Below are 13,568 nucleotides of genomic sequence, written 5' to 3'. Positions count from 1 at the left end.
GGCGGGCGCGTGAAAGGCCCCCGCCCGGCCCGGTTTCGTGGCACGATGCACCGACCCCGTCCGACGACCGGAGGCCCCATGTCCGATATCGACCGAGATCCCAAGACCCTGACCGGCCTCGCCCTCTCGGGCGGCGGCTTCCGCGCCGTGCTGTTCCATTGCGGTGCGCTCATGCGCCTGAACGATGTGGGCCTGTTGCCGCGCCTCGACCGGATCACATCGGTCTCCGGCGGCTCGATCGTCGCGGGACGGCTGGCGGTGGCCTGGCCCCGACTGGCCTTTGATCCCGAGGGCCGCGCGACGAAGCTCGTGGACGAGGTCATCGCCCCCCTGCGGGAGTTCTGCGCCCATCCCCTCGACCTGCCGGTCATCCTCGGCGGGCTGGTGCCGTTCACGCCGGGCATCTCGGACCGGCTGGCCGTGGCCTACGACGAGGGGCTGCTGCACGGCGCGACGCTGGCCGACCTGCCCGAACGGCCGGACTTCGTGCTGAAGGCCGCCAATCTCGGCACCGGCCGAGTGATCCGCTTTTCGCGCACCGGTCTGTGGGATTACCGCCTCGGACACCTCCCCGCGCCCGAGGCCCTTCCCCTGTCGCGCGCGGTCGCCGCATCCAGCGCGTTTCCCCCGTGGCTGTCGCCCGTGCGACTGGCAACCGAGGCCGCGCGGTGGCAGCGGTTCGACGGCGCCGACCTTTTCGACCGGAGCGACCTGCGGTCCCGGCTCGAACTGACCGACGGCGGCGTCTACGACAACATGGGGCTCGAACGTATCGACCATTTCGGAACAGTGCTGGTCAGCGACGCGGGCGCGGCCTTTGCCTTGCAGAACGGTTTCGACATGCTGTCGCCACGCCAGATCCTGCGGGTGATCTCGATCACCATGGATCAGGTCCGCGCGCTGCGCCTGCGCCTGCTGTTCAAGGGGATGGAGGCCGATCCGGACCGGCGCCTGTGCTACTGGCGCATCGGCAGCGACCTCGCTCCCGACCGCCTGCCCGACAGGCTGCGCCCGCTCGCACGCGGCGCTGCGGACCTGTCGAAGGTCCGCACCCGCCTCAACGCGTTTTCCGAGGCCGAGCAGGCGGCGCTCATCAACTGGGGCTACGTCGTCTCGGGCCTGACCCTGGCCTGGTATCTCGACACCGGAGACGTCGAGGCGATCGTGCCGCCCGTGCCCGGCTGACGCGGTCGCGCCGCGTTCAGTGCGCGTGACCGGCGTGGGAGTGATGGCGCGCGGTCGCCGCCTCGATGGACGCCTCGAACGCCACTGGCCCTGCCGAGGTATCGAGCACCACGTCGAGGTGCCCACCCTGCTCCAGCGGCTGGGTCAGTCCGTCGAGACGGATCACCAGCTGCTCCGGCGCCAGTTCCAGACTCGCGCCCGGCCTCAACGGCACCGTGCCGACGGCCTCGTAGCTGCCTTCGCCCTCGCCCAGCCGGAAACCGGCCAGCATGCCATCCGCGGCAGCCGGGGATGACGCCCCGGTGAGCGTCACGGCCGCGCGGCCTTCGTTGGCGATCTCGACGAAGACCAGCGCCGTGTCGCCGTTCGTCGCCCGCGTCCAGGGATGCAGCAGGTGCAGCCCGTGAGCCGCGGCCACGTGGCCGGCATGTTCGTCCTGCGCACCGAGGGGCGTGGCCAGAAGGGCCAGCGCGACGGTGAAGGGTCTGAACATCGGAGGTCTCCTTGGAGGACACGTCAGGCCCGCAAGCCGCTGGCCACGGGCTGACGCAGGACGGCAAGCGCGGGCAGCAGCGCTACAAGTGCCGTGGCGGTCAGGAAGGCGGCGGCGAGGTGCAGTTCAGCCCAGCCGAGCGTGGCCGAGACGACGATGTCTGTCCGCGCTGTGACCACGCGCGACAGTACCGCCGCCGCGGCGAGGCCGACCCCCAGACCGAGCGCCGTGCCCGCCGCCAGAAGCGCGGCCGCGTAGGACCAGACCACCGCCACCACGAAGCGGATCGGCGCACCCAGCGCCCGCAGCATGGCCACCTGCCGCTGGAAGAGCCGTGTGAGGATGAAGAGGCCGAGCAGCACGCTTGACGCCACGAGGACCTGGCTGACCACGGACATCAGCGACATCGCCTGACGGACGTCGCCCATGACCCGGTAGAGATTGGCCAGCACGGTGCCGGGAAAGAACGCCATCGTCTCGCCGTCGCGGGTGAACTCCGAGCGCAGCGCGTAGTTGGCCCAGAGCTCGGTCGCCCGGACGATGATCGCGGGCGTGCCGGGGAAGAAGTCCGCGTCGAACGGCGGCCCGAGCTGCTCCGCACGCCCGGGCGCGTGGCCGTTGGCGAGGCCGTGAAGCTCCCACACCGCCTCGACGGGAACGAGCACCGCGCGGTCCCAGGGCGTTCCGGTTTGGGCCATGCGCCCGACGATGTTGAACTCGGCCGCGTGGGCGCCCTCCTCGGCCGCGTCGCCGTGGCCGTGGGCAGGCTCGGCACGGGCACCGATCTCGAGCGGGACGGCGGCCCCGGCGACGGCCTCGAACGGGGCGTTCCAGAGCCGCCCCTCGATGGCCCCGTCCGACAGGTAGGTGGCGAATTCGGCGGTGGTCCCGACCACCGAGGCCGTGCCGATGCTGTCCCCGAACGCCAGAGGCGCGGCAATCTCCACGTTTTCGTGCCCGGCGATCTCGGCATAGGCCGCGCCGCCGATCAGGCCCACGTCCGAGGGCTGAAGGAACACCGTGGCGAGCAGCATGGTCATCTCGCTGCCCGGCGCCGACACCACGAGGTCGAACTTGGATGCGGCCTGCGCGGTGCCCTGCCGAAGCCCGCGCTCCTGCGCGAGAAGGCCGATGCCCATGCCGACCGACACGGCGATCAACGCCACGAACATCGCGTTGGCCCAGCGGAACCGCCACAGGAGCGCGCGCACCAGCCGCCCCGGCGCGTAACCCCGCCAGAGAAGCCCAGCCAGGACCCCGAGCGGCACGAGCAGCGCCAGCAGAACCGCGATGTCCTGCACGAGGATCGGCAGGCCGGCCCAGACGTCGCCCATCACGCTGTCCCTCCGTCCAGAAGCTGTCCGTCGCGGATCGTCAGCACGCGGTCCATCGCGGCGAGGAGCCGCTCGTCGTGGCTGACCGCGACCAGCGTGGTGCCGCCCTCGCGGGCCAGCGCGGCCAGATCGGCGACCAGCGCATCGGCGGCCTCGCGGTGCAGGCTCGCGGTGGGCTCGTCGGCCAGCACCACGTCCGGCGCGGCGGCGAGTGCGCGGGCGATGCCGACGCGCTGGCGCTCGCCGCCCGAAAAGCTCGCGACGGTTCGTCCGGTGTCCCGCAGGCCCAGCCTCTCCAGCCCGGCGACGGCGCGCGCGGTCACGGCGGCGCGCTCGGACCTCGGGCGGAACATCGACGACAGGGCGGCATTGCCGGCGGCGTCCAGTTCCTCGAACAGCAGGAAATCCTGGAAGATCATCCCCACATGGGCCGCCCGGAACCGGGTGCGCGCCTCGCGACCGAGCGACCCGAGTTCGACATCGCCCCAGCGCACCCGGCCCTCGATCCTCTCGGCGAGGCCCGCAAGCGCGTTCAGAAATGTCGTCTTTCCGGCCCCGGAGGGCCCCTTCACACCCACGAGCGCCCCGGCCGGCAGGTCCAGCGCGTCGACCGAAAGCAGCACGCGGCCGGACGGTCCGGGCACGCGCAGTCCGGCGATGGACAGGGGCAGTCCCATGCGGCCTCAGTCGGAATAGGTGGCGTCGGTCAGGCGGACCATCGAGACGAAACCGGTCTCGGGGTCCTTGTATTCGCCGATCTCCAGCACGCCGCGGCTTTCGATGCCGACGTTGAACGGGATCACGTCGATCACGCGCTTCGTGTAGATGGCGAGGATGTCCGAGGGCCATTCCGCCGAGCTTTCGCAGAACGGGCAGACGGCCATCGGACGCTTGGTCAGGACGAAGAATTGCGCGTCGGCCTTGAGCGGCGGGGCCATGTAGCCCTCGAACGTCACCCTCTCGCCCTCGAGCCCGAGGGCCAGCTGCGACATGTCGCCGGTCTTCTCGTAAAGCTCGCGGATCTTCAACGGCCCGTCGGGGTCGGCCGCGCGCAGAAGCGCGGGCGCCGCGAGAAACACGGTGGCGGTGGCAAGCAGGGAACGTCGGTGCATGACGGGCCTCCGGGGACTGGCGAGACGTCGGGCGGGACGCCTTCGGGGAAAGGCGGTCGGGCGGGCCCCGACGAGGCCCGCCCGCATGTCACGAAGCCGTCGCGATCACTCGGCGGCGTCGTCCGCCGTCACCGCGTGGTGCATGACGTGGAAGATCACGTTCTGCTCGAGCGTACCGTCGAAGAGGTGCGCGTAGGGCCCCTTGGCATAGACGGCAACGTCCTCGCCCGAGTGGGTCTCGGAGGACATCGGGATCAGCGCCTGCTGGATGTAGTCCATGTCGGTCGCATCCTCCTGCGACACGTCCGGACGCGAGCCGGTCCACTCGTTCCCGCCCTCGGTCGGCTCCTTCAGGACCGACCCGGTGCCGTTGAGATAGCCCAGAACGGTGTAGGGCTTGCCATCGGCGGCCATGTTCGGCTGGTCGGAATGCTCGATGCCGTCGTTCGAAACCTCGTAGCAGAGGCCGAGGATGTCCGACCCCCGGCCGCAATAGCCGTTGAAGGCGATGGCGTGCTCATGGTCGGCGGTGACGATGATGAGGGTGTCCTCGTCGTCGGTCATCTCGTCGGCGACGCGGACCGCCTCGGCGAAGGCCGCGCCGTCGGTCAGGGTGCGGTAGGCGTTGCCGTCGTGGTTGGCGTGGTCGACGCGGCCGGCTTCGACCTCGAGGTAGTAGCCGTTCTCGTTGGTCGAGAGGGCTTCGATGGCCATGCGGGTCATCTCGGCGATGGAGGGCTCTTCCTCGTCGGCGCGGTCGGCCTCGTATTCCATGTGGCTGTCCTCGAACAGCGCAAGGATCGGCGAAGAGCCGTCGAGCGTCAGCTCCTGCGCGGTCGCGGTGTCCCAGGCGTACTGGGCGCCGAGGTCCTGTGCGCGCTGGATCAGGTTGGTGCCGTCGGCGCGGCGGCCCTCGCCACCTTCGTCGGTCTCGGTGCCCTCGGGCACGAAATGGCGACGGCCGCCGCCCATGGCGAGGTCGATGGTGCCGGCTTCCATCGCGTCGATCAGCTGGGTCGCGATGTCCTTGGAGTTCGGGCAGAGCTCGCCCAGCTCGGCGGCTTCTGCACCTTCGTCACCGGGGGCCTCGATCGCGTCTTCCCAGTTGCGGTAGGCGGTCTTGGCGTAGACCGCGGCCGGGGTCGCGTGGGTGAGCCGCGCGGTCGAGACGATGCCCACCGACTTGTCCATGCCCGAGACGATCTCGGCGAAGGTGGTCAGCTTGTTGGCGTCCTCGGTGCGACAGTCGCCGGTGACCGCGTCCTCGCCGAGGTTGATGAGGTTGAAGCGCTGCTTGACCCCGGTGTTCATCGCGCCGGCGGTGGGGGCGGAGTCCGGGGTCTGGGCGTTGATGTTGTAGGTCTTGACCAGGGCGCTGTACCATTCGGGCGTCTCGTAGGGCAGCACGTGGTCCTCGCCGAGGCCGCCTTCCTGCTGGCCCACGAACAGGCGCGTGGCGTAGTTGGTGCCGACGCCGTTGCCGTCCGCCACCAGCACGATCACGTTGCGCGCGGTGTTGGTGTTGGGCTGGCGGTCGAGGATCTCCTGGATCGTGGTCTGACCCGCGGTGAACCACTCGCTGGACGCCTGCGGCAGGTCCTGATCCTGCGCGGCCGCCATGCTCGCGGTCAGCGCGAGCGTCGAGACGAGAGCCGTTTTCTTCATGGTGCTGTCCCCCGGAAGGTGTTCTTGCGATGCGTTGATGCGCGGCCCTTATGGCGCCGGGCATGTAACAGCACTGCAACGGAACGATGACGGCTCGCTTAAGAATGCCGGCGCGCGGCTAGCATGAAACAACCATTCCGTGTGGCGGAAAAACGAAAACGGCGCGCGGGGCCGTCAGCCGCCGCGCGCCGTTCATGGCTGGTCCCCGGCGGCCCTCAGGCCGCGAGGTGCTCGGGCTTCTTGCCGGCGATGATCATGCCGAGAAGATCGTCGGTCGACACGTCGTCCACGTCCACGCAGCCCACCAGCTCGCCGTTCTTCATCACCGCGGCACGGTCGCAGAGGCGCTTCACCTGGTGCACGTCGTGGTCGATCAGGAAGATGCCGATGCCCTGGCGCTTCAGCTCCTGGATGATCTCCGCGACCATTTGCGTCTCGGCGGGGCCGAGCGCCGCGGTCGGCTCGTCCATGATCAGGATCCGCGCGTTGAAGTAGACCGCCCTCGCGATCGCCACCGACTGCCGCTGGCCGCCCGACAGCGCCGAGACCGGCGCGTTGAACTTGCGGAAGTTGGGGTTCAGCCGGTTCATGATCTTGCGGGTCTCGGCCTCCATCGCGCTTTCGTTCACGAGGCCGAGCGGTGTCACGATCTCGCGCCCGAGAAAGAGATTGGCCGAGGCATCGAGATTGTCCGCCAGGGCGAGCGTCTGGTAGATCGTCTCGATGTTGTAGCCGCGCGCGTCGCGGGGGTTGTTGATCGCAGCCTTCTGGCCGTTGATGAAGACGTCGCCGCTGTCCTGCCGGTAGGCGCCCGACAGGCACTTGATGAGCGTCGACTTGCCCGCGCCGTTGTGGCCAAGCAGGCCCACGACCTCGCCGGGGTAGAGGTCAACCGACACGTGGTCCACGGCCTTCACGCCGCCGAATGCGATCGAGATGTCCTTGAGCTCGACCAGGGGAGTTCCGCTGCGGTCCACCATCATTTCGCTCCCGTGCGCTTGCGGTAGAGGATGTCGATCAGCACGGCCAGCACCAGCACCGCGCCCACGACGATGTTCTGGAACGGCGCATCGACGCCGACCATGGCCATGCCGGACTGGAGCGACTGCATGATGAGCGCGCCGAGGATCGCGCCGTAGATCGTGCCGATGCCGCCGGCCAGCGCCGTGCCGCCGATCACCGCGGCGGCGATGACCCGCAGCTCGTCCAGCGTGCCGATGTCGTTGGAGTGGAACGTGAGGCGGGCCGAGGCGACCGCCGCCGAGAGCGCGCAGAGAAAGCCCATCAGCGCGAAGACCTTCACGGTCAGGAGCCGCGTGTTGATGCCCGACAGCTCCGCCGCGTCCGGGTTGCCGCCTGTGGCGAAGATATAGCGGCCGAGCCGCGTCTTGCGCGCGACCACCGTCATCACCACCGCCACGAGGATCAGGAGCAGCACCGAATAGGGGATGCCGTAGCCCTCGGTATAGCCTTCGGGCATCGTCTCGCCGCGGGCCTCGAACATGCGCTCGAGCCGGTTCTCGGGAATGTCGTAGGCGTTCAGAAGCGCCACGAAGCCGAGGATCACCACCGCGATCACGACGCCGAGGACGACCTCGGCCCAGAGCGGCTTGACCGGGAAGTCGTGCGCCTTCTTCGACCGGCGCGCAGAGGCCAGCGCGAGGATCGCCGCAACCACGGCGACGGCGCCGACGATCCACGATCCGGTCTCGCCCAGGGTACCGTTGATGCCGCCGAGCAACTGGAAGGTTTCGTCCAGCGGGCCGATGGTCTGGCCGTTGGTCAGGTACCACGCGACGTTGCGCCAGACGAGAAGGCCGCCCAGCGTGACGATGAAAGCCGGGATCGTCAGGTAGCCCACGAGCCAGCCGTTGAACGCCCCGATCAGCGTGCCCACGACGAGGCCCGCGATCAGCGCCAGCGGCGCGATCGCGCCCGAGCCGTAGTCGAAGCCCAGCCAGTTCGGCAGCACGACCGTCTGCGTCATCGCCATCACCGCCGAGCAGGTCGCCAGAAGCGAGCCCACCGACAGGTCGATGTGACGAGTGACGATGATGAAGACCATGCCCGTCGCCATGAGCGCGACCGAAACCGTCTGGATCGTCAGGTTGAAGACGTTCCGCGGGGTGAGGAACCGCCCCTCGGTCACGAAGTTGAAGACGAGGCAGAGAACGACGAATGCGCCGATCATGCCTAGGAGGCGCGTGTCGACCTCCAGCGTGTCCAGAAGACCCTTGCGTCGCGGGGACGTCGCGTCGCTGCCGGTGGTGTCGGCCATCTTCCCCTCCCGATGTTTGCTTGGACCGTGGCGGACCCGCCGCCGCGTGCGGCAGTCCGGGGTCCGGAATGGCGTGGAAGGCGACCCCGGGGCCGCCTTCCGCGTTAGGTGTTCTCCGCGTGGCGGATCAGTTGCAGGGCGCCGGGCCGTCGGAGACGCCCTGGCAGAGCGTGTCCTGGTCGATCCAGCCCGCATCGACGACCTCGGAGAGGTTGTCCTGGGTGATCGGAACCGGGTTCAGGAACTCGGCCCAGAGCGTGGTGCCCGCGGGCGAGGTCCACTCTTCGGCGCCTTCGAGCTCGGACATCTCGGTGCCGCCGGCCAGCGCGATGGCGATCTCGCCCGCGCGGCGGCCGAGGTCACGGCTGTCTTTCCACACCGACACGGTCTGGGTGCCCTTGGCGATCCGGTTCAGAGCGGCGTGGTCCGCATCCTGGCCCGAGACCGGGATGCCGTCCATGCCCTGAGCCGACAGGGCCGCCACGGCGCCGCCCGCGGTGCCGTCGTTCGAAGCGACGACCGCGTCGACCTCGTTACCGGTCTGCGTCAGGATCTGTTCCATGTTGCGCTGCGCGTTCGCCGGCAGCCACTGGTCGGTGTAGGCTTCGCCGACAATCTCGATGTCACCGGCGTCGATCGCCTCCTGCAGGACCTCCTGCTGACCGCCGCGCAGGAAGTCCGCGTTGGGGTCGGTGGGCGAGCCCTTGATCATCACGTAGTTGCCGGTGGGCTGCTGCTCGAGCACCGCACGGGCCTGCATCCGGCCGACCTCGACGTTGTCGAAGGTCAGGTAGAAGGCGCGATCGTCCTCGATCAGGCGGTCATACGCGATGACCGGGATGCCCTCGTCCGCGGCGGCCTGCACTGCGGGCCCGATGGCCGAGGCGTCCTGCGCGAGGATGATGAGGGCATCGACACCCTGGGCGATGAGGCTTTCGACGTCCGACAGCTGCTTGGCCGAGGACGACTGCGCGTCGGTCGAGACATATTCGGCACCGGCCTCGTCGAGGGCGCCCTGGATCGCGGCCTCGTCGGTTTTCCAGCGCTCTTCCTGGAAGTTGGACCAGCTGACGCCGACCGTCATGTCGTCCTGCGCGAAGGCGGGCGCGGTCAGGCTGGTTGCCGCGGCCAGGGCCGCGAGCAGCGTTCTTCTGTGCATAGGATATCCTCCCGTAGATCCGGCCCACTCCCCGGGGCCGTTGGCGGAATCGCCGTAACGGTCCCAAGGGTGCCACAATAAATTCGGTTGTCAAAATAAATTTTGGGCCCCAGACTGGACGTTGCGGCAGAAGCGGGCGCTTCCGGGCCGCGCAAGGAGGAGGAGGCGAATTTTGCCGCGTCGCAGCGGTGAAATTTGTTCGAGGCGAAAACTAATGGATGATCGCATCGATATTCCCGGCGACGAGATCGCCCCGCAGGGCTGCGGGCCGGTCCATGCCGCCGTGACCGAGAGCCTCAGACCCCTGCGCCAGCAGGTGTTCGAGCGCGTGCGCGCCGCCGGGGCGATCAGCCGGGCGCAGGTCGCGAAGGACCTCGCGATCTCGCCCGCCTCCGTGACCACGATGACCTCGGACCTGATCGAGGCGGGGCTTCTCTGCGAAGTCACGGCCCCGCGCGAGGGCGGCGACACCACCGGCCGCGGGCGCCCTCCTGTCGCGCTGGGAGTTCGCCCCGACGCTCACGTGGTCTGTGGCGTCAAGCTGTCGGACCGCGAGCATTCCGCCGTCATCCTCGACTTCGCGGGCACCGAGCGTGCTGCCGTCACCGAACCCGCCCGCGGCGTCGAGACGCCCGAAGACATGCTGGCGGCGCTGGTCGGCCTCGTGGACCGGGCCGCGGCTGCTGCGGGAATGCCGCGCTCGGCCCTGTCGGGCGTGGGGATCGGGGTGCCGGGATTCGTCGACGGCGTGAGCGGCCGCGTCCACTGGTCGCCGGTCCTCGATCGCCGCGACCTCGACTTCGCGGCGGATGCCGAGGCGAGGCTGGGCCTGCCGGTCACGCTCGACAACGATGCCAACCTCGTGGCGCTGGCCGAGCTGTGGTTCGGTGTCGGCCGCACCCGCCCGGATTTCGCCGTGGTGACAATCGAGCACGGGCTCGGCATGGGCCTCGTCGTCAACCAGAAGCTCTATCGCGGCGCATTGGGGCTGGGGATGGAGCTCGGCCACACCAAGGTGCAGCTCGACGGCGCGCTCTGCCGCTGCGGCCAGCGCGGCTGCCTCGAGGCGTACGTCGCCGATTACGCGCTGGCCCGCGAGGCGACCGCCGCGCTTGGCCGGATCGACGAACCCGCCTTGCCTGTCCGCGCCCTGCTGGAACAGCTCTATGCCCGCGCCAAGGCCGGCGACGGCGCCGCGCGCACGATCTTTCACAGGGCCGGGCGCTACCTGGCGCTGGGTCTGGCCAACATCGTAAACCTCTTCGACCCACCGATCATCATCCTGTCAGGGGAGCGGATGCGCTACGACTACCTCTACGCGGCCGAGACGCTGGACGAGATGGAGCGCCTGGTCCTCAACTCCGGCCGCCCGGTGCCACGGGTGGAGGTCCACGCCTGGGGAGACCTGCTCTGGGGTTACGGCGCCGCGGCCCTGGCCCTGTCGGCCCTGACCGAGCGCCTGCTGGGCGCCATGCGCGAGGAGGCCAGCTGATGCGGTTCCCCATGCCATGCACGCCGTTCGATCTACCGCGGCGCGCTCCGTTTGCCCGGTTCCGGCACCGCCGCGCGTCAGCCACGTGCCTCGCGCTCGCCGCGACCGCCCTGCCCGCGTTCGCCGGGCCTCCCGCCACCTTCGTGGACCGCAGCTCCGGCCTTCCGGTGGAGCACGTCTACTCCGGCGGCTGGGAGCACTTCGTCGGCGGGGGCGTGGCCGTGCTCGACTGCAACGGCGACGCGCGGCCGGACCTTTTCGCCGCCGGGGGCGAAAGCCCCGCGCGTCTCTTCGTCAATCGCACAGGGGCGCCCGGCGATGCGCTGGCCTTCGACACCGCGGACCTCGCCCCCCTGACCGGCGTGACCGGGGCCTATCCCCTCGACATCGACAGCGACGGCGCGCTCGACCTGGCCGTGTTGCGCGTGGGTCCCAACGTCCTGCTCAAGGGCGACGGCGCCTGCGGGTTCTCCGATGCCACCGCCGAATGGGGCCTCGCCCCCGGCGACGACTGGACCACCGCCTTCAGCGCCACGTGGGAGGCCGGCGCCACCCTGCCCACGCTCACCTTCGGCAATTACGTCGACCGCGACGATCCCGAGGGCCCGTTCGAGGCCTGCGACGAGAACGCCCTCGTCCGGCCACGCGTCGACGGGACCGGCTACGGTGCGCCCGCGCCGATCGCGCCGGGCTGGTGCGCGCTTTCGATGCTGATCTCGGACTGGCAGCGCACAGGAACGCCGGAGCTGCGCATTTCAAATGACCGCCACTACTACGTGCGCGGCGGCTACGAGGAGATGTGGCGGCTCGATCCGCTCGGCCCGCGCACGCCCGAGGACGGGTGGGAGCGCGTCTCGCTCTGGGGCATGGGAATCGCCAGCGCCGACGTGGACGGCAACGGCTATCCCGACGTTATGTTGACCTCGATGGGCGACCAGCTGCTGCAGTTCTCGGACGGCGCGCACTACGAGGCCGCGCCGTTCTCGCTCGGCACCTACGCCCAGCGCCCGCATACCGGCGACGACGGGCGGCCCTCCACCGGCTGGCACGCGGCGTTCGGCGACGTGGACAACGACGCGCGGCTCGACCTCTTCATCGCCAAGGGCAATGTCGATCAGATGCCGTCCAACGCCATGCACGACCCGAACTCGCTGCTGATGCAGCAGCCGGACGGCACGTTCAAAGAGCGCTCGGTGGAGGCGGGCGTGGCCACATCCGACCGCTCGCGCGGCGCGGCGCTGACCGATCTCGACGGCGACGGGCGGCTCGACCTGGTGGTGGTGAATCGCCGCGCCCCGATGGAGGTGTGGCAGAACGCGACCGAGGACACCGGCACCTGGCTCGCCGTCGACCTGCGCCAACCTGCGCCGAATACCCGCGCGGTGGGCGCCTGGATCGAACTGCGCCATGGCGACACGGTGACCGCACGCGAAGTCACGGTGGGCGGCGGCCATGCCGGCGGCATCGCGGGGCCGGAACATTTTGGTCTCGGCACCGCGACGGAAGCCAAGATCCGCGTCCGTTGGCCCGGCCGCGGCTGGAGCGACTGGCGCCCGGTCGAGCTGAACACCCGCATCACCGTGGAGCGCGAAGGCGCCCCCGGTCACTGACACGACGGCCGCGGCCCCGGGATCGAGCCATGCCGACGCCTTCCGCGGGGCCGCCCCCTTGCCCCCCGTGACAGGCGCGGCATAGTGGCGCCATGACCGGACCTCGCCTCACCCCCCTCGCCCGTTCGCTGCCCCAGGACGTGCCCTTCGTCGGCCCCGAAACGCAGGAGCGCGAGCAGGGCTTTCCCTTCCGCGCCCGCCTCGGTGCCAACGAATCCGCCTTCGGCCCCTCGCGCCACGCGATCGAGGCCATGGCCCGCGCCGCCACCGAAATGTGGAAGTATCCCGACAGCTCGAGCCACGAACTGCGGCACGCGCTGGCGGCCCGGATGGGGGCTGCGCCGGACCAGGTCATGGTCGGTGGCGGGATCGACGGGCTGCTCGGGACGCTGGTGCGCCTGACCGTGGCCGAGGGCGACGCCGTGGTGACCTCGGACGGCGCCTATCCGACCTTCAACTACCACGTCACGGGATTTGGCGGCGTGCTGCACAAGGTGCCGTTCCGCGACGATGCCGAGGATCTGGACGCGCTTCTCGCCCGCGCCGGCGAGGTGAACGCCAAGCTGTGCTACCTGTCGAATCCCGACAACCCGATGGGCTCGTGGCACAGCGGCGCCGTGATCGAGGCCGCGCTCGACCGCATTCCCGACGGCACGCTTCTGGTCCTCGACGAGGCCTATATCGAGTTCGCCCCCGACGGCACCGCCCCCCGGATCGACCCGGAAGACCCGCGCGTGATCCGCTTCCGCACCTTTTCGAAGGCCTACGGCATGGCCGGCGCGCGCGTTGGCTACGCCACCGGAGCCCGCGCGCTCGTCGGCGCGTTCGACAAGGTCCGCGATCATTTCGGCATGACGCGCCCCGCGCAGGAAGCCGCCGCCGCGGCGCTGGCCGACGATGTGTGGCTCGGGGAGGTGCAGGAACAGGTCGCGCTGTCGAAACACCGGATCGGGCAGATCGCGCAGGCCAATGGTCTGACGGCCCTGCCTTCGGCCACCAACTTCGTGACGGTCGACTGTGGGGGCGACGGGGACTTCGCGCGCGCGGTGCTCAAGGCGCTCGGCGCCCGTGGCGTGTTCGTCAGAATGCCCGCGCGCCCGCCGCAGGACCGCTGCATCCGCATCGGTGCCGGCACGCAGGCCGAGCTCGACGTGCTGGCCGAGGAACTGCCCCGCGCCTTGCAGGACGCGCGCGAGGCCGCCCACGCCTGAGCCCTTTCCGCGCCCGGCATCCGCGTTAT

12 protein-coding genes are annotated in these 13,568 nt (G+C 69.9%); 4 read left to right on the top strand and 8 right to left on the bottom strand.

The window, feature by feature from the left end; genetic code table 11:
* Nucleotides 1-78 precede the first annotated feature (78 nt).
* Nucleotides 79-1,185, top strand: a complete 1,107-nt coding sequence (locus BMX29_RS17225) for a patatin-like phospholipase family protein (protein ID WP_175471225.1) — start codon at nucleotides 79-81, stop codon at nucleotides 1,183-1,185.
* A gap of 16 nt (nucleotides 1,186-1,201) precedes the next feature.
* Here BMX29_RS17225 and BMX29_RS17220 read toward each other — a convergent pair whose 3' ends face one another.
* The 8 genes from BMX29_RS17220 to xylF form a co-directional block, all read right to left on the bottom strand.
* Nucleotides 1,202-1,678, bottom strand: coding sequence for a copper chaperone PCu(A)C (locus BMX29_RS17220; RefSeq protein ID WP_092815298.1), 477 nt, complete (start codon nucleotides 1,676-1,678; stop codon nucleotides 1,202-1,204).
* Between the two features lie 23 nt (nucleotides 1,679-1,701).
* The gene (locus BMX29_RS17215; protein WP_092815295.1) at nucleotides 1,702-3,012 is read right to left on the bottom strand and encodes an FtsX-like permease family protein; all 1,311 of its coding nucleotides are present in this window, start codon (nucleotides 3,010-3,012) and stop codon (nucleotides 1,702-1,704) included.
* Entirely contained in the window at nucleotides 3,012-3,689 is a 678-nt protein-coding gene (locus BMX29_RS17210) for an ABC transporter ATP-binding protein (protein ID WP_092815292.1), read from the bottom strand. The genes BMX29_RS17215 and BMX29_RS17210 overlap by 1 nt, the downstream gene beginning before the upstream one ends.
* Nucleotides 3,690-3,695: 6 nt before the next feature.
* Nucleotides 3,696-4,124 (bottom strand): hypothetical protein, encoded by a 429-nt coding sequence (locus BMX29_RS17205; RefSeq protein ID WP_092815289.1) that lies wholly within the window; start codon nucleotides 4,122-4,124, stop codon nucleotides 3,696-3,698.
* Nucleotides 4,125-4,229: 105 nt separating this feature from the next.
* The gene (locus BMX29_RS17200; RefSeq protein WP_092815286.1) at nucleotides 4,230-5,789 is read right to left on the bottom strand and encodes an alkaline phosphatase; all 1,560 of its coding nucleotides are present in this window, start codon (nucleotides 5,787-5,789) and stop codon (nucleotides 4,230-4,232) included.
* A gap of 215 nt (nucleotides 5,790-6,004) precedes the next feature.
* Entirely contained in the window at nucleotides 6,005-6,769 is a 765-nt protein-coding gene (locus BMX29_RS17195; RefSeq protein ID WP_043843445.1) for an ATP-binding cassette domain-containing protein, read from the bottom strand.
* Nucleotides 6,769-8,067, bottom strand: a complete 1,299-nt coding sequence (locus BMX29_RS17190) for a sugar ABC transporter permease (RefSeq protein WP_043843443.1) — start codon at nucleotides 8,065-8,067, stop codon at nucleotides 6,769-6,771. Before BMX29_RS17190 ends, BMX29_RS17195 begins: the two co-directional genes overlap by 1 nt.
* A 127-nt stretch (nucleotides 8,068-8,194) precedes the next feature.
* Nucleotides 8,195-9,226 (bottom strand): D-xylose ABC transporter substrate-binding protein, encoded by a 1,032-nt coding sequence (xylF, locus tag BMX29_RS17185; RefSeq protein WP_043843442.1) that lies wholly within the window; start codon nucleotides 9,224-9,226, stop codon nucleotides 8,195-8,197.
* A 214-nt stretch (nucleotides 9,227-9,440) separates the two neighbouring features.
* On the opposite strand from xylF, the gene BMX29_RS17180 reads away from it, so the two are divergent.
* The 3 genes from BMX29_RS17180 to BMX29_RS17170 all read left to right on the top strand — a co-directional run bounded on the left by BMX29_RS17180 (nucleotide 9,441) and on the right by BMX29_RS17170 (nucleotide 13,539).
* Nucleotides 9,441-10,718, top strand: coding sequence for an ROK family transcriptional regulator (locus BMX29_RS17180; RefSeq protein ID WP_092815283.1), 1,278 nt, complete (start codon nucleotides 9,441-9,443; stop codon nucleotides 10,716-10,718).
* Nucleotides 10,718-12,328, top strand: coding sequence for a CRTAC1 family protein (locus BMX29_RS17175; protein ID WP_244889275.1), 1,611 nt, complete (start codon nucleotides 10,718-10,720; stop codon nucleotides 12,326-12,328). The genes BMX29_RS17180 and BMX29_RS17175 overlap by 1 nt, the downstream gene beginning before the upstream one ends.
* A gap of 92 nt (nucleotides 12,329-12,420) precedes the next feature.
* The gene (locus BMX29_RS17170) at nucleotides 12,421-13,539 is read left to right on the top strand and encodes a pyridoxal phosphate-dependent aminotransferase (RefSeq protein WP_092815279.1); all 1,119 of its coding nucleotides are present in this window, start codon (nucleotides 12,421-12,423) and stop codon (nucleotides 13,537-13,539) included.
* Nucleotides 13,540-13,568: the final 29 nt, after the last annotated feature.

Origin of the sequence: Roseivivax marinus, from assembly GCF_900109705.1 — a bacterium.
In the GTDB taxonomy this organism is placed as follows: Bacteria; Pseudomonadota; Alphaproteobacteria; order Rhodobacterales; family Rhodobacteraceae; genus Roseivivax; species Roseivivax marinus.
The sequence above is the reverse complement of the archived record's forward strand: the minus strand, read 5'-3'. Positions and strand labels throughout refer to the sequence as shown.

Bases quoted from the DNA above. Each gene is read 5' to 3' on its own strand.
- BMX29_RS17180 (WP_092815283.1), top strand. From the start codon at position 9,441: ATGGATGATCGCATCGATATTCCCGGCGACGAGATCGCCCCGCAGGGC.
- BMX29_RS17175 (WP_244889275.1), top strand. From the start codon at position 10,718: ATGCGGTTCCCCATGCCATGCACGCCGTTCGATCTACCGCGGCGCGCT.
- BMX29_RS17200 (WP_092815286.1), bottom strand. From the start codon at position 5,789: ATGAAGAAAACGGCTCTCGTCTCGACGCTCGCGCTGACCGCGAGCATG.
- xylF (WP_043843442.1), bottom strand. From the start codon at position 9,226: ATGCACAGAAGAACGCTGCTCGCGGCCCTGGCCGCGGCAACCAGCCTG.
- BMX29_RS17205 (WP_092815289.1), bottom strand. From the start codon at position 4,124: ATGCACCGACGTTCCCTGCTTGCCACCGCCACCGTGTTTCTCGCGGCG.
- BMX29_RS17190 (WP_043843443.1), bottom strand. From the start codon at position 8,067: ATGGCCGACACCACCGGCAGCGACGCGACGTCCCCGCGACGCAAGGGT.
- BMX29_RS17220 (WP_092815298.1), bottom strand. From the start codon at position 1,678: ATGTTCAGACCCTTCACCGTCGCGCTGGCCCTTCTGGCCACGCCCCTC.
- BMX29_RS17170 (WP_092815279.1), top strand. From the start codon at position 12,421: ATGACCGGACCTCGCCTCACCCCCCTCGCCCGTTCGCTGCCCCAGGAC.
- BMX29_RS17210 (WP_092815292.1), bottom strand. From the start codon at position 3,689: ATGGGACTGCCCCTGTCCATCGCCGGACTGCGCGTGCCCGGACCGTCC.
- BMX29_RS17195 (WP_043843445.1), bottom strand. From the start codon at position 6,769: ATGGTGGACCGCAGCGGAACTCCCCTGGTCGAGCTCAAGGACATCTCG.
- BMX29_RS17215 (WP_092815295.1), bottom strand. From the start codon at position 3,012: ATGGGCGACGTCTGGGCCGGCCTGCCGATCCTCGTGCAGGACATCGCG.
- BMX29_RS17225 (WP_175471225.1), top strand. From the start codon at position 79: ATGTCCGATATCGACCGAGATCCCAAGACCCTGACCGGCCTCGCCCTC.